Source organism: Prevotella dentasini JCM 15908 (genome assembly GCF_000614065.1).
Taxonomy (GTDB): Bacteria; Bacteroidota; Bacteroidia; order Bacteroidales; family Bacteroidaceae; genus Prevotella; species Prevotella dentasini.
Genome location: NZ_BAKG01000005.1, coordinates 26354 through 47465 on the forward strand (window position 1 = coordinate 26354; position 21112 = coordinate 47465).

A 21112-nucleotide genomic window follows, 5' to 3' on the forward strand; every position below is an offset into this window, starting at 1 on the left:
CACAAAATTATGAGCGAAATCAGCAAATTGAAACCAGAAGAGCTCTGGCGTAATTTTGATGCACTGACGCAAGTTCCTCGGCCGTCTGGTCATTTGGAGAAAGTTCAGAACTATCTCCTTGACTTTGCCAAGAAGGCAGGTGTTGAGGCTATCATCGATGTGGCAGGCAACATTGTCATGCGCAAGCCGGCGACTCCGGGCTATGAGAATCGCAAGACTGTAACAATGCAGGCTCACATGGACATGGTTCCACAGAAGAGTCCTGACAGCAAGCACAACTTTGAGACCGACCCCATCGAAACCCACATCACGGACGGATGGGTGTACGGAAACAATACCACTCTTGGTGCTGACGACGGCGTCGGTGTGGCTGCCATTTTGGCTGTCATGGAAAGCAAGACCCTCAAACATGGTCCTATAGAGGGACTGATTACCGCCGATGAAGAGACGGGTATGTTTGGAGCCAACGACCTTCCTACAGGCGAATTGCAGGGCGATATTCTTATGAATCTTGACTCTGAAACATGGGGCAAGTTTGTCATTGGTTCTGCGGGAGGTATAGACATCACCTCTACGCTTGAATACAAAGAGGTGGAAAACAATCAGGAAGCTGCCGTTAAGGTAACGCTGAAGGGTCTGCGCGGTGGACACTCTGGTTTGGAAATCAGCGAGGGCAGAGCCAATGCCAACAAGGAAATGGTTCGTCTCGTCAGCAAGGCAATCAAGCAGCTTGACGCCCGTCTGGCTTGCTGGCTCGGTGGCAACATGCGTAATGCCATCCCGTTCAAGGCTGAGGCTGTTTTGGCTTTGCCAAAGGCAAAAGTTGAGGCTCTGAAAGAGCTTGTAGCAAAGCAGAAGGCCGCCATCGAAGACGAATACAAGACGATAGAGAAGAACATAGAGTTCTTTACCGAAGAGGTAGAGAAACCTGCAACCCTTGTTCCTGTAGACGTACAGGAGAAGCTGATAAACGCTATTTATGCCTGCCACAATGGTGTTTTGCGTATGATTCCCGTCTATCCGAATGTGGTTGAGACTTCTTCTAACTTGGCCATCATCGACATTACGCCCAACAAGGCTGCTGTCAAGATTCTGGCACGTTCTGCCCGCGAAGACATGAAAGAGTATATCTGTGGTCAGATTGAAAGCTGCTTCAATATGGCAGGCATGAAGACCGTGTTCAGCGGCAGCTACGGCGGATGGGATCCTAATCCCGATAGCGAAGTGCTGAACCTCCTGAAGCGAATCTACAAGGAGCAGCAGGGAGAGGAAGGCATTGTTCAGGTAGACCATGCGGGACTTGAATGTTCCATTATCCTTGGCAAGTATCCGAATATGGACGTTGTCAGCTTCGGTCCAACTATCCGCAGTCCGCACACCACGACAGAGCGTTTCGAAATAGCTTCGGCAGAGCCTTTCTGGAATCTTCTCGTCCGGGCTTTGGAGGAAGTTCCAGTAAAGTGATCCAGTTGTCTACATTATTAAAGAAAACAAAAATAAAGGTATAAACAGAATATAGTTTAATTCATTCGGCACACTTACGGCAGAGCCATACAATGCGAGCTTTTTCTCCATTGTCGGCTCTGCTTTTTTATGTGCTTCTACAGAGACAGGCGACATGCCGGGCTGCGGCTTCCGTCCCTTTCCTGTTGCCGGTCTACGCTTTTTCGTGGCGTCGGAACAGGCAAAAACTTATCCTTTTGTTTGCCATAACCGATTTTTTTGCCTACTTTTGCACAGCAAAACCAATATGTAATAAATAAATGGACGATTATCACGCGGAAAAATTCAATCAGCAGGCGTGAGGATAGCAACAAGTTTGCTAATCCCCACTCTCTTTCTAACTTGGAGATTAGCAAATGAAGACATACTGGAATATCAATGGAAGCCTGAACGCCATCAAGGAATGGCAGCCCAATTGCTGGATTCAGGTAACCTGCCCGACGGAGCAGGATCAGCAGGAACTCGAAGAGAAGTTCAATATCCCCGATTATTTTCTTTCCGACATCAGCGATACCGATGAGCGTGCCCGATACGAGTACGACGACGGATGGATGCTCATTATCCTCCGTATCCCCTATGTCAAGGAGATACGTTCGCGTACGCCCTACACCACGGTGCCCCTTGGTATCATCCACAAGCGCGATGTTACCATTACCGTTTGCAACTTTGAAACCAACATGATGATAGACTTTGTCAGCTATCAGCAAAAGCGCGGTGTGGGATTTACGGACTATGTAGACATGATTTTCCGTCTCTTTCTTTCCTCTGCCGTATGGTATCTGAAGCGGTTGAAGCAAATCAACACCCTCATCGAAAAGGCTAAAAGAAACCTTGACAAGGGTATTAACAACGAGAGCCTGATAGGCCTGAGTCGTCTTCAGGACTCGCTTACCTACTTCATTACCTCTATCCGTGGCAATGAAAACCTGTTGGCAAAGCTGAAGTTCAAGTTGCAGGTTGACGAGTTGGATGCTGACCTGATTGAAGACGTCAATATCGAGATGAGTCAGGCACGGGAGACGACAAGCATCTATTCTGACATTCTTGAGTCGACGATGGAAACCTATTCAAGCATCATCAATAACAATATGAACACCGTGATGCGTACCCTTACCTCCGTCTCCATCATCATGATGTTTCCCACGCTCATATCCTCTCTTTTCGGCATGAATCTCATCAATGGCATGGAGCAAAACAAATGGGGCTTCGTTATTGCCCTTATCATCTCCGTCGTCGTCTCGGGAGCTTCGTGGTGGATATTGCGCTATAAGAGACTGATTTAAGTGTGAAATCAAAAAAAGATTCTTATATATTAGGTACTTTGAAACTTTTTAACTAAGTTTGCAACATAAATAGTATGCAGGAAAGGTCTGTGCATAGCGTAGCGAAAGAGCACAGACACCGCCCGGCATAGACAGGAAAAACCGAATCATAAACTAAAAGTTACATGATGGACTCTCAAGAAAATGCTCTGAATCAGGGCACAGAAGAAGTAAGGCAGGCCGAAGAGGCAAGTAGGCAGGAAGCAAATATCAACGCTGCACCAGTCGAAAGTGCTGCCGAAAGCCCTAACGCGGATGTAGAACAGCAGCCTATAGCGGAGCCGGTGGCTTCCGAAGCTAAGGTCTACGGCACGAAGAAGGAGATTATAGAACGTCTGAAGGAAATTGTCGAGAGCAGCGAGACTCCTGAAAAGGCGGAAATTGACCATTTGAAGACTGCCTTTTACAAGATTCATTTTGCTGAACGGGACGAACAGCAGAAAGCGTACATCGAAGCTGGCGGAGACCCCGGCAAGTATCAGGTGCTGCCCGATGAAGACGAAGAGACCTTCAAGGCCGAGATGTCTGTCGTTAAGGAAAAACGTCAGAAGGCTTTCCTTGCACAGGAGGAGCTGAAGCGTGAAAACCTGAAGAAGAAAGAAGCCATCATCGAAAAGATAAAGGCAATGGCCACGACGCCCGAGGAAGTCAATAAGAACTTTCAGGCCTTCAAAGCCCTGCAGCAGGAGTGGAAGGAGATTAAGGCCGTTCCTGCCGAGAAGGCCAACGAATTATGGCGCAGCTATCAGCTCTACGTAGAACAATTCTACGACCTTCTCAACCTCAACCGCGAGGCACGCGAATACGATTTCAAAAAGAATTTGGAGAAGAAGACCAAGCTCTGCGAGGCTGCCGAGAAGCTGGCTGGGGAGGAAGATGTTATCAGCGCGTTCCACCAGTTGCAGGAACTGCATCAGGAATATCGCGAGACTGGCCCTGTCGAAAAGGATTTGCGCGAGCAGGTGTGGGCAAGGTTCAAGGCTGCAAGTACCGTTGTCAACAAGCGGCATCAGCAGCATTTTGAGGAAATTCGTTCGCGCGAGGAAGAAAACCTTGCGAAGAAAACCGCCCTCTGCGAGAAGGTGGAAGAGATAGCAAAGCAGGAAAACAAAGGTTCTGCCGACTGGGAGAAGCATACGCAGGAGATTATCGCCATACAGCAGGAGTGGAAGACCATCGGCTTTGCTCCGCAGAAGATGAATGTCAAGATATTCGAGCGTTTCCGTGCTGCCTGCGACGACTTCTTTACCCGTAAGGGCGAGTTCTTCAAGAATCTCAAGGCGCAGTTTGCTGAAAATGCGGAGAAGAAGAAGGCACTTCTGGCAAAGGCACAGGAACTGACCGACTCTACCGACTGGAAGGCTACTTCCGACAAGCTCATTGCCTTGCAGAAAGAGTGGAAGACCATCGGCATGGTGCCCAAGAAGTTGGGCGACCAGCTTTGGAACGATTTCTTGGCTGCCTGCAATCATTTCTTCGAGGCCCGCAATGCCGTGCATGCCGGTACGCGCAACGAGGAGCACGAGAATCTGAAAAAGAAGTACAGCGTCATTGAACGTCTGAAGGCATTGGCTGAGGATGCCGCTGAGAACATTCAGGAAGAGGTACAGAGCCTGACCGACGAGTTCAACAAGATAGGACACGTTCCTTTCAGGGAGAAGGACAAGGTCTACAAGGAATATCACGATATTCTCGACAAGCTCTACAAGGAACTCCATGTCAGCGCAGCGCGCCGCCGGGTAGATAACTTCCGTAACAACCTGAAGAAGATGGCAGACCGTGGTGCTGATGTTCTCGACAACGAGCGTGGCAGGCTGATGCACCGGCTTGAGCAGCTGAAGCAGGAGATTAATACTTACGAGAATAACCTCGGCTTCCTGAACGTCAGCAGCAAAAAGGGAAATAGTCTCATTGATGAGATGAACCGTCGTATTCAGAAGCTGAAGGACGATTTGGAAGAGACCAAACAGAAGATTAAGGCTATTGATGCCGAAAACAAGTAGGGAGCTTTCTCCCCGTTGTAATGTGAGTTTGAAGAAAATAGCATAGTGCTCCGTGGAAATAAAAAGGTCGCCTTGGCAAAAATGCCAAGGCGACCTTTTCTTTATAGATTTCAAGCGTTTGTCCCTGCACGTTGGGTGTTTTTTGCCTGTAGGAACAGGCCGCGTGCCTGCCGGTGTTGGGTATGACTCCATGCAGTGGGCGTTTTTTCGGACAGGCACGGAGGCCTGTCCCTACATTTTGATTGCTAATAAAAGGTAATTTGCATTTGAAGTCTGTTTGTTCCGTACGTTCTTTCAATGTTGCAAGCTCTCTGTAGGGACAGGCCCCGTGCCTGTCCGTTCCGCCCGTTTGTCTGCATCGTCCCCATGTTTCCATCCTCTGGATGTTTGTTTTTTGTATTCAGACAGGCATGGAGCTGTTCCTGCACGTTGTTACTTCTTCATTACCTTTTTGCCGCTTACCATGTATATGCCGGCAGGCAAACGGCCGCCCCGGTGACCATACGCTGTCCTTTTCCCGGACGATGCAAATCGTAAAGGGAGAAGATATGCCCGAGGACGGATAACAGCCTGTATTCCGTGCCGTGGCGAGCGGTTGGGAGAGGAAAACATCCGAAAGCGTCTCTGTGGGACAGCGGTTCGGCGGTTGCCGGATAAGGATGCTATTCCGGGACGACGAAAGCGACACTTTCACCCTGTCAAATCGGCACTTTCGGTAGGCGAAAACGGCAGTTTCATTTTTCGGGTCTTCCTTGTCCGTTTTGCCTTGTTTTTCTTGTCGTTTGTCTGTTTGCATACAACGGCCTTACGATACTGATGAGTACATGTCCAACTCCCCATAGATACGACTATCTCACTTTTTGTTTGCACGGAAAAGATGGGAAAGTTCCATTGTTTTGAGAAATTCAAGATTGTAAAGGCTGTCCTCGTATGCCTTAAGGAAAAGGCAGATGTTACGCAGGGAATCACAACTTGTGAACTGACCGAGCCTTATCAATAAAGGGATTTATATCAATTAATTAAAATTTATCGCACCACTAATGTGATATTATAAATATTTTTCGTATTTTTGTAAAGTACTTTAACACAATCCTGAAACATCCGGTATTACCATTGGACGAATAACGATACATTTTTTTACCAAAGTAATATGCTTATGAAAAAGATTACCATTACACTCATCGTCGTGTTAACCGCTATTTCAGCGATGGCACAGACCGGCGCGCGCCTTGCGCCGCTCACGGTGCAAAACCACCAGACGCAACAGGAAACGTTATCCGAAAACATCAGGACGCAACAAGAAATGCTATCGGGAATTTCCAAAGCGGCACCCCGGAAAACAGCCCTTCCCATCGTTTACGACGAAATCATCAGGAACCAACCTGAAGGTGAGGAGGTTGAAAGCCTGCAACGCTCGGCCTTCTGCACAATTCCCGACTGGAACGGAATGAAGTATGTTCCGCAAACCTGCTCCGTAGGCAACTACCTGAAAGGTACGGACGGAAACCTCTATATTTACGATGCATTGGGAAAATGCTACACATTCTCTTATCTGAAACTTGAACCGGCGGGCGACGGCTCGTTCGTCCTACGCACTCCGCAGGCCATAGACACCGATTATGATTCGGAAGGAAACAAAACCACGTTGTACGCCACACGTCTCACACTGCAAGAGGCGGAAGACGGATTCGTATATGTACCCGAAATGAGAGAAGACGGAACTTTTGTAGGGGATGTGAAATTCTCGTTCAAGGACGGTGTGCTCGCTCAGGAACCGGGCGGCTACGATTCCGAAACGGGACTTCCGCTCACGCTCATCGCCCTCACCAACGCTGAAGGCGAATGGACGGGATTTTCCACGACCGACATCGTTATCCAGCCTTTCAACGAAAAAGAAACGGAACTTCCGGAAGATTTGGAAACATCCATCTATACGCTTTCGTACCTCAGCTACAAGAACACCATGGAAAACGCGGTTGTGCAGGCTGCCTTTTATGGGGACGACTTCTATTTCAAGAATCCGTTCGAATTCGACAGCGAGGACGTTCCCGACATGTGGATAAAAGGAACGAAAGAGAACGGAAAAGTGGTGTTCATGCCCCAGTACATCGGGCTGAACGAGAGCGAGCACAACTATGTTTTCATGAAACCGGCCACTTATGGCTGGAGAGAAACTGAGGACGGAGGAAAAAAAATGACCGTGGAATCAGTGGACAAATTGGTTTTCGACTATGACGAAACCTCCCGTCAACTGACCTGTCGGGAAAAAGGACTCATGCTCATCAACGAGGGCGCAGAGGTGGTAAATCCATGGGCCGCCTATGCCGACCCCGTGTTCAACCCCTTCGCCGATAAACCATACACACCGGCAAACGCCTCTGAAATAGAGCTGGGAGAATACAGCGAGGACGACGGACTGCCCATCACCTTCACCGTAAAGAAAGAAGATGTCAATAGCCATCAAATCCTTTCCGAACACCTGTATTACAATTTGTATTTCGATACCGACGAGGTTCCCTACACCTTTGACAAGGAAACTTATTCGGGATTGGAAGAAGAGATTACCGACGTGCCCGTTGATTTCTCGGATGGTGATTATTTCTTCGCCGAAGAAGACAAGCGCATGTGCTATGCCTATGTGGAAAACTGTAGGCGTGTAGGCATTCAGATGGTTTACAAAGGTGGCAATGAGATCCATCGATCAGAGATAGTATGGTGTGAAAATACATCATCCGGCATAACCTCCACCACTTCCGATTCCATCGCTTCCGTTACTTATTACGACCTTGCGGGCAGACGCCTGTCTCATCCATCAAAGGGAATTAGCATCCGCCGCATCACCTATTCGGACGGTTCACAAAAGATAACCAAGTATTTAGGTCGCTGATTTTGAAAATGGAAATGAATGAACAATGAAAAACGCCACGTTGACAAGAGAGTCAACGTGGCGTCTTTTGTTAAGCCGGTTCATCACAAGACTTTTCTCACATTAACCGGCTTATCTTAATTCTGATGGGTGAATTTTGACTTTGTTTCTATGGATTTCCTTTTTGTCTAACATCTCCATCATTTGCCGATGGCGCGCCAGCATCACTTCCAAGATGAGACCGCACACCCAAAGAAGGAGAGAAAAGGACCATGAAACCGCAAATGATGAGGATAGGGTAGCGAGGCATCTCGTCCGCATAATTATTGTCATAGACTAGTGCTGGTGCGATAAAATCGCATTAATTTTTACATATCATCAAGTAGAGTTAATTCCGTGATATTATGATTGAGACTGAAAGAGTTGTTTGGCTGAGTAACGAGTTCTCAGAGATGGGTGTGCTTAAAGTATCAGAGTCTCTTCATCAGTCCATCATAGTAACAACTGCTCTTATCGGCTCAGGGTACAGCGACGTCGTATTCGCCTGTACCAGACGTATGGTAAAGTCGTCTGTGATGTTTGTCTTCCTGTTTGCTTTCGGTAAATCTCTGTGGCCGGTGATACCGTATTTCATTTTGTGGAGACAGCAGTCGCTCTTGTTGTGCTTTTTGTAGAGCAGGGAGCGGTATCTGGAAACCTTCTCCGAAAGTCGGTGGCGGCTCGGAGCGAAATGCTTGCGATGAGAAATGAAAGTTATAAAAGTTGTTAACGAATTACATGATATTTATGAAATAAATGTACCTTTGTTTCATTATAAAGCGTAAGCCTTATTAATGTAAACCTAAAAGGCTGCAAATTTTTCGTAATGAAATATTTTTGTAATAATAATGAAATATGCCGGCCGGCGTAATAGACACTGCACAAGACAATCGTGGCAGGACAGCCTGCACGGTTTGAACGTGCCCGGTGAAGAAGCTGTATTCCTGTCGTGTCGGCTCTATAAGAACCTTACAAAGCATACATTTACCAATATAATAGCTAAAGATTATGTGGAAATTACTAACTCCGCCAGCCTACAAGGCTGAACAGACTGGCCCTGAAGCCGACGTCAGGTACAAACAGCTGCGCTGGCAAGTGTTTTTGGGCATATTCATCGGATATGCCGGCTTTTACATCGTGCGCAAGAACTTTTCGATGGCGATACCCATGCTCGCACCTTTCGGGTTCGAAAAAGGTGAACTGGGCATTGTCCTTTCGATGAATGCCATTGCGTACGGATTCTCCAAGTTTATCATGGCGAGCATCTCCGACCGCAGCAACGCCCGTACTTTCCTGCCATTGGGACTGGTGCTGGCTGCCATCGCTATGCTCTTTATGATAGTGCCTGTACAATGGATAGGCTCGGAGCATAAGTCGTTGGCAATTCTGCTGATGGCTGCGCTGAATTTCCTCGTAGGATGGTTCAACGGTATGGGCTGGCCTCCGTGCGGACGTGTGATGACTCACTGGTTCTCCATCAAGGAGCGGGGCACGTGGATGTCGTTCTGGAACTGCGCCCACAATGTCGGCGGTGCACTCGTAGGGCCGATGTCGGTGTATGGCGCGATGTGGTTTGGGTCGTGGTTCTACGGTACGGACGAGCAACGTTACTTCCTTATCGGTACCTATGCCTTTCCTGCCGCGGCGGCTATTCTGATAGCCTGATGGCGTATAGCATGATACGCGATACGCCACAGTCGTGCGGTCTTCCGTCTATTGAGAAGTGGAGCGGCTCTGCATCGAAGAGCTACAGCGCGAAGGCGGAGGAGGTGCTCTCTACGAAGGAGATTTTCAAGATAGTGCTCAGCAACAAGTTCCTCTGGTATATCGCCTTTGCCAATGCCTTTGTGTATATGGTACGCTACGGCTGTCTGGACTGGGCACCGACCATCCTGACCGAGAAAGGCATCGACATAAAGAGTGCCGGCTGGGCCTATTTCGCCTATGAGATGGCTGCCATACCGGGTACGATTATCTGCGGATGGCTGTCAGACAAAGTCTTCCACGGTCGTCGCGCCCTGCCAACGATTATCTTCATGGCCCTCGTAGCTGTGGCCATTGTGGTCTACTGGCAGAATCTTGACAACGTGAACGTCGTTATCGGCTGCCTGATAGCCATCGGCTTCCTTATCTATGGCCCAGTGATGCTTATCGGCGTGCAGGCTCTCGACCTTGCCCCGAAGAATGCGGCAGGTACGGCGGCAGGTCTGACGGGATTCATGGGCTATGTGCTCGGTACGGCACTGTTGGCGAATATCGTCATTGGTTATGTGGCAGAAACCGTGGGATGGAATTGGACGTTTATTCTTCTTGTCATCGCCTGCCTGTTGTCAATTCTCTTCATGGGACTTACCTATAAGGAAGAGCAGTATCTGGCGAAGAGTCAGGTGAACAAGTAGACGAGTGGGACGGGTTGGCAAGTTGACGAGTTGATTGCGAGAGAGCAGGCAGGGATACAGCCCTTAGGTGTTGTCCTTTAATTTCCCTAACTTATTTAACTCTCCTAACTCCCAGATTTAACTCCCCAAAAACAATAGAAACCATAAATAACAATTAAAAGCAAAAACAATGATTAAGAGTCTTTACAGATTAGGGCTTTTGGGCGTAGCTGCCGTATCAGTCCTGACCTCTTGCTCCGACGAACAAGAGTTTACCAATGAGAACACCGACGCGAAGCGCATCGAGGTTCAGAAGATTTCTGACGAGATGGCAAAAGTACGCGACTATGTGCCTCTCTATGCCTGTGTGGCACACCGCGGTTCTACCTACTGGGCACCGGAAGAAACCGAGGCCGCATGGCGTTGGGCAAGAAACATGGGTGCCGACTACTTGGAGAGCGACCTTCAGGCTACCAAGGACGGCGTGTGCTTGCCAATCATGATGAGAACCTGAAGCGCACGACCAACATAGAGGACGTGTTCTCTGACGAGGTGCCCACCATCCGCAAGGATTTCTACCGCAGCTTCCGCAACGCTGACGGCAGCCAGCACTTCAGCGAGGAGGACATCGATGCACAGTATGCCCGCGACAAGCAGGACTTCCGCTCCAACTACACTCTTTCCTACTACTATGCAGAGCTGTTGATGCTTGATGCCGGAAAGTGGTTCAACGACGGAACTCCGGAGCAGGGTCGCACCTCGTTTGCTGCCAAGCACAATGGCAAGGTTGTATATAATAATGGTGTTCCCTCCATTCAGTATTCCGACGGTCTCTATGTCTCTGCACTGCAAGACCAGATTAACTACGCCATGGGCAAGAAGCTTAACCGCGACTCAGAGGGCCGCCGTGTGCTGACCTACAAGATTAAGGACGAGTACAAGGACATGACGCTGGCTGAAATATACAAGGCAGCCAAGGCAGCCGTAAAGTGCGACGACCCGTCGGTGGTAGGGAGCAAGGCCGCCAAGTATATGGACTTCGTTGAATACAGCTTCGGCGACAAGAATGGCTCGACGGCATACGTGAATGACGAGGCCGACAATGGCAACCGTCCGGGCATTTATCCCGAGTTCAAGGAGTCGTGGCTCAACCCGAAGGACATCGAAATACGCGTCTACAACATTCTCGACGAGTGGGGATGGAACATCATCACCAAGCCCGAGACTGCTAACAACCCGTTCTACGTGGCAGGCAAGGTGAACGTGGGCAATACCAACGGCAAGGTGATTCTCCAGACCTTCTCGTTCGACGCTCTCCACCGCGCCTACGGTGTCTTCAAGGGTCAGGTTCCGATGTGCTACCTGCTCTGGATTAGCACTCCGGCCTACGCTACTGACATTGCCTACGACACACCGACAGGCTATGCCGACTTCATCAAGTATGCACAGGACAATGGTGCCCACATTATCGGCCCTGCCATCTCCGGTGCGCCCAACAATTATCCTGAGATGAACAACCCGTGGCAGGCTTACATGATTCGTAAGGCTGGCATGCTCAACCATCCTTACTCCTTCGATTCTGACGCACAGATGAAGAAGTATATGGGCTACTTCGTCAACTTCTGGGGCGAGAACCCGACTGAGTTCGACGACCTGCTCAACGTGAACGTGCTCGCTACTCCCTATACTACCTTCAAGGAGAGCAGCTCCCACCCGGTATACATGGACGGCTTCTTCACCAACCGTTCGGAGATTTCCCTCCACTACATGATTGAGAACGGCTTCCGCTGCAATGCCAAGCTGGCCAATCCGTTCCGTCCCGGTCAGACCTACGACAACTCGCAGGCTCCTTCCACCGTTCCGAACGCCGATGCCGTACTCGATGCCTTAGGCTACTAATCAGGTATAAACCATCAAAACAATCAAATTAAAGAAACTGATATGAAAAAATATATATTGATGCCTGTTTTGGCACTTTGCGCATTGTCGGCAACCGCACAGGACTTCGACTCCAAGCCGGCCGTAACCATCGACAACGAGAAGGAAGACCTCCACTTCACCGTAGGGGCACGCTTCATGGCAGATGCTGCCTACTATCACAACGACTTCACCCCTATGCAGAGTGGTGCAGCCATCACCGACGCACGCATCCGCACGTCGCTGACCTATCAGGATTGGTACTTCTATGCCGACTTCGGTTTCGGTGGGGGCAAGTTTAGCCAGAAGAATATTTTCCTCCAGTATGCTAAGGAAGACGGCAAGGGCGGACGCCACGCCGTGAAGGGTGGTTACTACAATGACCCGGCAGGTTCGATGGCCCGTAACACGTCGCTCGGCAGTTATCACTTCATCTCGCGTGCCGGTGCTTCCAACGCACTGGGCGAAGGCCGTGAGCTGGGTCTGACCTACAAATACACCAACGACAAGTTCATGGCTTATCAGGGTGTGTTCACCGAGAACCAGTATAATAAGGAGGAGGCCGGATTCAACGGCATCGTCCTTGCAGGCCGCTATCTCTACCGTCCTATCTCCGACGAACACCAGACTCTGGCCATCGGCGGTAACATCCGTTATCAGCACGTGGGTGGCGGCGTTAGGGAGAAGAACGTACTGAAGAAGACCCTCAACCTCGGACAGACGATGGAAACCTTCGTAGACGAGGACGAGCAGTTTGTTTCGTGCAGCCTTCCATGGGCCGAGAACGTGCTCGACGCTGGCGCGGAAGTGCTCTACCACAACGAGAAGTTCTTTGCGCGTGGTGAATACATGTACAAGCACGTTACGAAGAAGCGCGATTCCAAGACGCTTTTCGACGCAAGCAACAACAATATTGACACGTGGGGAACGCTTGACGCGTGGACGGCAGCCAATCCGCTCCGCTCCAACAACTTCCATGGCGGATACATTGAGGCAGGCTACATGATTTTCGGCAATCCCTACAGCTACGACAAGAATGAGGGTGTGCTCCGCGGACTGAGCGGACGCTCGCTCGAAGTAGTGGGCCGTTTCAACTACACGGGCCTGAACGACAAGGTGGAGGGCGAATATTTCTCTGCCGGCCGCAACCAGTACTATCCTAACGGATATATGGAAGACTGGCCATACTCCTCTACCAGTGTCGGCGGCGGTGCTGTGCGTTCCTACACGCTCGGCCTGAACTACAGCTTCAACAAGTTCGCACAGGTGATGTTGGACTATACCTACCACCACCTCAGTAAGGATTTCCTGCCTTACGACAAGGACTTCCATCAGGTGCAGGCACGCTTGCAGTTCGTATTCTAAGACGCAGGACGGGAGAATTGCAGACATTTGCTCTGCATCTCCTTTCCCCGTCTCTCTGATATTGCCTTACAGGAGGTTTCGCTTCCTCCTGTAAGGCAATTTTCTGATTTATGGCGTTGTCTTTCCGCTTTGTGCAAGGTTTTCTCCGTCGAGGCTCTTCCGGGGCATTGTCCTTGGACAGAATTTGGGTGTGTGCCTGCCACCCGGAGACGCAATGCTGTTCCGGCAATCGTTTACCCGGGGCTCATCTATAAAAAAGATAAAAACAGACGGACTTTGCGAATAATTTAGTAAATTTGCACAAACTATAGAATATATTCGAATATTATAATATGAATGTTTTAGAATTATCGGAGCAGGAGATTGGTCGCCGCCAAAGCCTGCAGGAATTGCGTAAGATAGGAATCAACCCGTACCCGGCAGCAGAGTTTCCCACCAATGCTTTCTCTACTGACATTAAGGAGCAGTTCAGGGAAGACGAGCAGCGCGAGGTTGTCATCGCCGGACGAATGATGGGACGCCGTGTCATGGGCAAGGCCTCTTTCGCAGAGATTCAGGATAGCAAGGGCAGAATACAGGTCTACATTACCCGTGATGATATTTGTCAGGGCGAAGATAAGGAAATGTATAATACCGTTTTCAAGAAGTTGCTCGACATTGGCGACTTCATCGGCATCAAGGGCTTTGTCTTCAAGACCCAGATGGGTGAAATCTCTGTTCATGCCAAGGAGATAACCCTCCTCTCAAAGAGCCTCAAGCCGCTCCCCATCGTGAAGTACAAGGACGGTGTGGCCTATGACAGGTTTGACGACCCCGAGCAGCGTTACCGTCAGAGGTATGTCGACCTCATAGTCAACGACGGCGTAAAGGACACGTTCCTCAAGCGTGCCACCATACTGCGCACGATGCGTCAGTTCTTCGACGAGGCCGGCTATACCGAAGTGGAGACACCGACATTGCAAAGCATCCCCGGAGGCGCGAGCGCGCGCCCGTTCATCAGCCACTTCAATGCGCTCAACATCGATATGTACATGCGCATTGCCACGGAGCTTTACCTGAAGCGTCTGATTGTAGGCGGATTTGAGGGGGTCTACGAGATTGGGAAGAACTTCCGCAACGAGGGAATGGACAAGTTTCACAACCCGGAGTTTACCTGTATGGAGTTGTATGTGCAGTACAAGGACTACAACTGGATGATGAGCTTTACCGAACGGCTTCTGGAGAAAATCTGCGTGGCAGTAAACGGTACGACCGAAGTGCAGATGGGCGACCATGCCATCAGCTTCAAAGCTCCCTTCCGCCGCCTGCCCATTCTTGATGCCATTAAGGAGAAGACGGGCTTTGACCTCGAAGGAAAGAGCGAGGAGGAAATCCGACACATTGCCGTAGACGAACTGAAGATGGAAGCCATAGACGAAACCTTCGGAAAAGGCAAGCTCATTGACGAAATCTTTGGTGAGTTCTGCGAGGGCACATATATTCAGCCGACCTTTATCACCGACTATCCTGTAGAGATGTCTCCGCTGACGAAGATGCACCGCTCCAAGCCGGGACTGACCGAGCGTTTCGAGCTGATGGTGAATGGCAAGGAACTGGCAAACGCCTATTCCGAGCTGAACGACCCGATAGATCAGGAAGAGCGTTTCAAGGACCAGATGAGCTTGGTAGACAAGGGCGATGACGAAGCTATGATTATTGATCAGGACTTCCTCCGTGCCTTGCAGTACGGCATGCCACCTACGTCGGGCATCGGTATCGGCATCGACCGTCTCGTCATGCTGATGACGGGCAAGGAGTTCATTCAGGAAGTCATGCTTTTCCCGCAGATGAAGCCAGAGGCAAAGATACCGCAAAGCAGCATGGCAGAATGGTCGGCTCTCGGTGTGCCTGAAGAGTGGGTGTATGTGCTGCGTAAGGCAGGTTTCAACCTCATTCAGAACATCAGGGACGAGAAGGCGCAGGGCTTGCAGCAGAAACTCGGCGAAATCAACAAGAAGTACAAGCTCGGCTACGAGAAGCCGTCGCTTGATGAGATTCAGAAGTGGATTGAGGGAGCACAGGAAAAGTAAAAGGGCAAAAAGTAAAAGGAAGAATAGTAAGACGACGAAAGCACGAAATAGTTCAGAGACTTTTCATCCTTTTATCCTTTCGTTCTTTCACTCTTTATCCTTTCGTTCTTTCACTCTTTATCCTTTCATTCTTTCACCTTTCAAGGCAATGTTCAACATCGGTAAAATAGCAATCATCGGAAGTGGCAGCTGGGCAACGGCTATCGCAAAGATAGTGGTGGAACATACCCACCATATAGGATGGTATTTCCGACGCGACGACAGAATAGAGGATTTTCGGCGTATCGGGCACAATCCGTCCTACCTGACGAGTATTCGCTTCAATCTTGACGAGCTCACATTCTCGTCAGACATCAACCGCTTGGTACAGGACTACGACACGCTCATCTTCGTAACCCCGTCGCCCTATTTGAAAGCTCTGCTGAAGAAGATAAAGGTGCGGATGACCAACAAGGTCGTTGTAACCGCCATCAAGGGCATTGTTCCCGACGAGAACTTGGTCTGCTCGGAATATTTCAACAAGGTGTTGGGAGTGCCCGACGACCATCTTGCCGTCATTGGCGGCCCGTCCCATGCAGAGGAAGTGGCAATGGAGCGGCTCACCTACCTCACGGTCGGCTGCACCGACAAGGAGAAGGCGCAGGCCGTTACCGAAGTGTTGGCCTCTCACTATGTGAAGACGAAGATTTCACCCGACGTTATCGGAATAGAATACGCATCGGTTCTGAAGAACGTCTACGCCATCGCTGCCGGCATCTGCTCGGGGCTGAAATACGGAGACAATTTTCAGGCCGTATTAATGTCGAACGCCATGCAGGAGATGGAGCGCGCCCTGACCACTATCAACCCCATACAGCGGTCAATGATAGACAGTGTTTACTTGGGCGACCAGCTTGTTACAGGATACAGTAAATTCAGCCGGAACAACACGTTTGGTGCAATGATTGGAAAAGGATACAGCGTAAAGGCAGCACAGCTCGAAATGGAAATGATTGCCGAAGGCTACTTCGGTACGAAGTGCATGAAGGAAATCAACCGTCATCTGCACGTCAATATGCCTATTCTTGATGCGATGTACAATATTCTTTACGAAGGCATTAACCCACAGATAGAAATAAAACTATTAACAGATTCATTTAGATAAGCAAATGGAAAGTATAAAGTTAGATATTACGAAAGCTGCCCAGTTCTTGAATCCGGGCACAGTTGAGGCTTACGCCCCACAGGTTGCTGCTGCACAGCAGGCCTTGGAAAAGGCTACCTGCCCCGGCAGCGATTTCCTCGGATGGCTGCATCTGCCGTCGGGCACCACGTCGGAATTTCTCACAGAGATTCAGGAGGTGGCCAATACCTTGCGCGAGAAGTGTGAGGTGGTGGTCGTTGCAGGTATCGGAGGGTCTTATCTTGGTGCACGTGCCGTTATTGAGGCGTTGAGCAACAGCTTCGCTTGGCTTGTCAACGATAAGAAAAATCCAACCATCCTCTTTGCAGGCAACAACATCGGCGAGGACTATCTGTCCGAACTGACCGAATATCTGGCTGACAAGAAGTTTGGTGTCATCAATATATCCAAGTCGGGTACGACTACAGAAACCGCCCTTGCTTTCCGTCTGCTGAAGAAGCAGTGCGAAACGCAGTTGGGCAAGGAGGCTGCCAAAGACGTTATTGTGGCCATCACCGATGCGAGAAAGGTGCTGCGCGTGCAGCCGCTACGAAGGAAGGCTACAGAACTTTCGTCATTCCCGACGATGTGGGCGGCCGCTTCTCTGTCCTCACGCCCGTAGGTCTGTTGCCCATTACCGTTGCCGGTCTTGATATTGTAAGGCTTGTGGAGGGTGCACGCGACATGGAGAAGCAGACTTCGCAAGACGTTCCTTTCTCCAATAATATTGCCGCACGCTATGCCGCCGTCCGTCAGGCTCTTTACGCACAGGCAGGCAAACGAATAGAAATCGTGGCAAACTTCCAGCCGAAGCTCCATTTTATGGCCGAATGGTGGAAGCAGCTCTACGGAGAAAGCGAAGGAAAGGACTTGAAAGGTATCTTCCCGGCTGCCTGCGACTTTACTACCGACCTGCACTCTATGGGACAGTGGATTCAGGAGGGCGAGCGTTCTATCTTCGAGACCGTCATTTCGGTGGAAGAGCCTAACCGCAGACTCCTTTTCCCACACGACGATGAGAATCTCGACGGTCTGAACTTCCTTGAAGGAAAGCGTATTGACGAAGTGAACAAGATGGCAGAGTTGGGTACGCGTCTGGCCCATGTCGATGGCGGTGTTCCTAATATCCGTATCAGTGTTCCGGCCCTCAACGAGTATTATCTTGGTCAGTTGATTTATTTCTTCGAGAAGGCCTGCGGTATCAGTGGTCTCATTCAGGAGGTCAATCCGTTTAACCAGCCGGGTGTTGAGGCTTACAAGAAGAATATGTTCGCTCTCCTCAACAAGCCGGGTTATGAGTCCGAAAGCAAGGCCATAACCGAGAGGCTGAACAAGGAAAACTAAAAAGTCTCACCCCTTTTCCTATAGTGGGGAGGGGTGAAGCTAATAGCTATATATTCAGAATAAATATACTTCCCAACCATTCCCTTGCCTGTCTACGCGGAATCATCCTACAGGCATCGCCTAAGCAATAGTATAAGGATTCTTAAGCGTTATAGTATTAAGGAAAGCCTAAGTTGTGTGGAAAGCATCGGCAGATTTGTTCGCAATAGCTGTTCTTTCAGGCGCGTGTTTGTTTTTCCGGGGAGGTTTAAGCCAAGGCCTTTTTATGCTTCGAGACTATCCAAATCCCTTTAACCCGAAAGTCGTTCTCTTCGATATGGACGGTGTCCTCTACGACTCCATGCGCAACCATGCCAAGGCTTGGGTGCGTTCTATGGCAGAGTTTGGAATAGAGTTTACTGTCGAAGACGCCTATGCCACGGAAGGGGCACGGGGGGTAGACACCATCCGCATGTATGCCAAAAAACAATTGGGCAAAGAACTGACTGAAGCAGAAGCACAGAGAATGTATGACGTCAAGGCGCGCTATTTCCACGAGATGGGCGAAGCTCCCATCTTCGACGGCGTTGAAGACCTGATGCGTAAAATAAAGGCAGACGGATTGAAAATTGGCATCGTAACGGGTAGCGCACAGCTTCCGCTTATCAGGCGGCTCACTTCCGACTTTGGCGAGTTCATTACCGAAGACCAGATAACGACCGCCTTCGACGTAAAGCGTGGCAAGCCCCATCCCGACCCTTACCTGACAGGACTGCGGAAGGCAGGCTGTTTTCAGCCCCATGAAGGCATCGTTGTAGAGAATGCTCCGCTCGGAGTCCATGCCGGGGCAAGTGCCGGCTGCTTCACGGTTGCCATCAACAGCGGTCCGCTTCCTGATAATACATTGGTCAGTGAGGGAGCACATCTCCTCTATCCCACAATCAGGGCGTTTGCCGACGATTGGGAAGCTCTGATGAGGCATTATGGGATGAAAACGTCATGATGTCAGACAAGCCGTGATAAAAAGACAATTACATATTACAAACAATAAAAACAAGAATCTATGAAACAGACAATCTGGATTGCCTGTGGCTTATTGAGCTGCGCGCTCACTCTTCAGGCACAAACAAAAGATGGTGGCATCGACAGACAGATGTTGCAGCAAATTCAGTCTGCCGGACTGACTGCTGCCGACCGTGCTCTCTCCAATGCCATCGCCTCAAATTCTATCGACGACTTGGTGAAGAATACCCGCAACGCCGGTCCGATAGATACCTATTTCAGTGTTGAGACACCTAAGCAGAGCATCCACGACCAGAAAAGCTCGGGCCGTTGTTGGCTCTTCTCCGGGCTGAACGTGCTCCGCTCCAAGTTTGCCCGTGCGCACAAAGACACATTGAGAGTCGAGTATTCTCAGGTCTATCTGTCTTTCTACGACCAGCTGGAGAAGTCGAACCTGATGTTGCAGGGAGTCATTGACTGTGCCGACAAGCCCATGGACGACCCACGGGTGCAGTTCTTCTTCAAGAATCCAATCGGTGATGGCGGAACTTTCTGCGGTGTTGCCGATTTGGCAGAAAAATACGGAGTTGTGCCAATGGAAGCTATGCCCGAAACTTATTCGGCTGAGAACACCTCGCGTATGGCCCGCATTATCTCGTCGAAGCTGCGCGAATATGGCTTGGAGCTTCGCCGGATGATTGCAGCAAAGAAGACAAAGGCAGCTGTGAAGGGGCGCAAGACAGAGATGCTGACCAGCATCTACCATATTCTGTCTCTCTCTTTGGGAGAGCCAGTCAAGTCGTTCAGCTATGCTTTCAAGGACAAGAACGGAAAGCAGGTGGGCAAGCCTAAGACCTATACTCCGCAGGAATTTTACAGAGAGACGGTCGGTGCACCGCTCAACGGTACGTTTATCATGGCCATGAACGACCCACGCCGTGAATACTACAAGACCTACGAAGTGGAACTGGACCGCCATACCTACGACGGACATAACTGGAAGTACATCAATCTGCCCATGGAGGATATTGCTCGCATTGCCATTGCTTCTCTGAAAGATTCTACGAAGATGTATACCAGTTACGATGTAGGCAAGCAGCTTGACCGTAAGCGCGGCTATCTGGATACGGAGAACTACGACTATGGCACGCTCTATGGGATTGACTTCCCAATGAACAAGGCCGACCGCATCGCAACGTTCGACAGTGGTTCTACCCACGCCATGACGCTGACAGCCGTCGACCTTGACGAGAATGGAAAGCCTCTGAAGTGGAAGGTTGAGAACACTTGGGGTGCCTCTTATGGTCAGAACGGCTGTCTGATAATGTCCGACCGCTGGTTCAACGACTTTATGTTCCGTATGGTGGTAGACAAGAAGTATGTGCCTGCCGAGATACTGAAGGCAGAGCAGCAGAAGCCTGTTATGGTCATGCCTGAAGATCCTTTGTTCCAAGAGGATAACTAATATAACAGCCGGACGGAAGTCCACGGTGATTAAGCCCGCGATGATGGCAGACTTTCTGCCGCATTGCGGGTATTTTGTTTCGTTATGGGGAAGTTTGCATGATTGTTTGAAATTATTACAGACTTTCTTCTTACCTTTGCATCGGAGATTAATAAACAAAAGAAAGGTAAAAAAATGAATGTATTGAAATACTTGTTCCCAACGGAGAAAGAGTCAGCCAAGTTTGCTGTGTTGTTGTTATTATCCCGTGTCGTGTTCGGATTGCTTTTCGCTTCCCACGGTTTGGAAAAACTGCTGAACTTCAGTGCTACGGCTCCCCACTTCCCTGACCCGATTGGCTTCGGCAGCGACGTAGCCCTTGCACTGAGTATCTTTGGCGAACTGGCCTGTGGTATCGCCTTCGCCTTGGGATTCCTTACCCGTCTGGCACTTCTCCCGATGATATTCACAATGATAGTGGCCTTCATCACCGTTCATGGCGGCAGTATTCACGATGGCGAGCTGGCGTTCCTTTATCTCGTTATCTTTGTCCTCTCATGGCTGGCCGGCCCGGGCAGCTGTTCAGTGGACGGACTGATAGGCCGCAGGCTCTTCAGATAGAATATATAGAAGTCAATAATCAGAAAACTCCCTCAGACGTATCGTCCGGGGGAGTTTTCTTTTAATTATAGTGGGTTGGAACGGTATCTATGTCTGAG

At 49.8% G+C, this 21112-nt stretch carries 11 protein-coding genes and 3 pseudogenes; all 14 read left to right on the plus strand.

The window, feature by feature from the left end; translation table 11 throughout:
- The first annotated feature begins 9 nt into the window (after window positions 1-9).
- Window positions 10-1464 (plus strand): aminoacyl-histidine dipeptidase, encoded by a 1455-nt coding sequence (locus JCM15908_RS03605; protein ID WP_025002297.1) that lies wholly within the window; start codon window positions 10-12, stop codon window positions 1462-1464.
- 395 nt (window positions 1465-1859) lie between these two features.
- On the plus strand, window positions 1860-2786 hold the full coding sequence (locus JCM15908_RS03610) for a magnesium transporter CorA family protein (protein ID WP_025002298.1): 927 nt from the start codon (window positions 1860-1862) through the stop codon (window positions 2784-2786).
- Between the two features lie 164 nt (window positions 2787-2950).
- The gene (locus JCM15908_RS03615) at window positions 2951-4828 is read left to right on the plus strand and encodes a DUF349 domain-containing protein (protein ID WP_025002299.1); all 1878 of its coding nucleotides are present in this window, start codon (window positions 2951-2953) and stop codon (window positions 4826-4828) included.
- 877 nt (window positions 4829-5705) lie between these two features.
- Window positions 5706-5828: a hypothetical protein gene (locus tag JCM15908_RS15360; protein ID WP_262498838.1), complete on the plus strand. Its 123-nt coding sequence runs from the start codon at window positions 5706-5708 to the stop codon at window positions 5826-5828.
- Between the two features lie 156 nt (window positions 5829-5984).
- Window positions 5985-7715 (plus strand): hypothetical protein, encoded by a 1731-nt coding sequence (locus JCM15908_RS03625; protein ID WP_148295504.1) that lies wholly within the window; start codon window positions 5985-5987, stop codon window positions 7713-7715.
- A 1026-nt stretch (window positions 7716-8741) separates the two neighbouring features.
- A pseudogene (gene pgtP / locus JCM15908_RS12095) lies at window positions 8742-10132 on the plus strand (phosphoglycerate transporter protein PgtP).
- A gap of 169 nt (window positions 10133-10301) precedes the next feature.
- A pseudogene (locus tag JCM15908_RS12100) lies at window positions 10302-12010 on the plus strand (glycerophosphodiester phosphodiesterase family protein).
- 42 nt (window positions 12011-12052) lie between these two features.
- A complete protein-coding gene (locus tag JCM15908_RS03645; protein WP_025002302.1) occupies window positions 12053-13393 on the plus strand; it encodes a putative porin in 1341 nt (446 codons plus the stop codon).
- A 332-nt stretch (window positions 13394-13725) separates the two neighbouring features.
- Window positions 13726-15462: a lysine--tRNA ligase gene (lysS, locus tag JCM15908_RS03650; protein ID WP_025002303.1), complete on the plus strand. Its 1737-nt coding sequence runs from the start codon at window positions 13726-13728 to the stop codon at window positions 15460-15462.
- Window positions 15463-15610: 148 nt separating this feature from the next.
- Window positions 15611-16606, plus strand: coding sequence for an NAD(P)H-dependent glycerol-3-phosphate dehydrogenase (locus JCM15908_RS03655; RefSeq protein ID WP_025002304.1), 996 nt, complete (start codon window positions 15611-15613; stop codon window positions 16604-16606).
- 4 nt (window positions 16607-16610) lie between these two features.
- Window positions 16611-17968: pseudogene (locus tag JCM15908_RS12105) on the plus strand (glucose-6-phosphate isomerase).
- 265 nt (window positions 17969-18233) lie between these two features.
- Entirely contained in the window at window positions 18234-18950 is a 717-nt protein-coding gene (locus JCM15908_RS03665) for an inorganic diphosphatase (protein WP_025002305.1), read from the plus strand.
- 60 nt (window positions 18951-19010) lie between these two features.
- Window positions 19011-20414: a C1 family peptidase gene (locus JCM15908_RS03670; protein WP_025002306.1), complete on the plus strand. Its 1404-nt coding sequence runs from the start codon at window positions 19011-19013 to the stop codon at window positions 20412-20414.
- Between the two features lie 174 nt (window positions 20415-20588).
- Window positions 20589-21014 carry a DoxX family protein gene (locus JCM15908_RS03675; protein WP_025002307.1) on the plus strand — a complete coding sequence of 142 codons (426 nt, stop codon included), beginning with the start codon at window positions 20589-20591 and terminating at the stop codon, window positions 21012-21014.
- The last annotated feature ends 98 nt before the right edge of the window (window positions 21015-21112 follow it).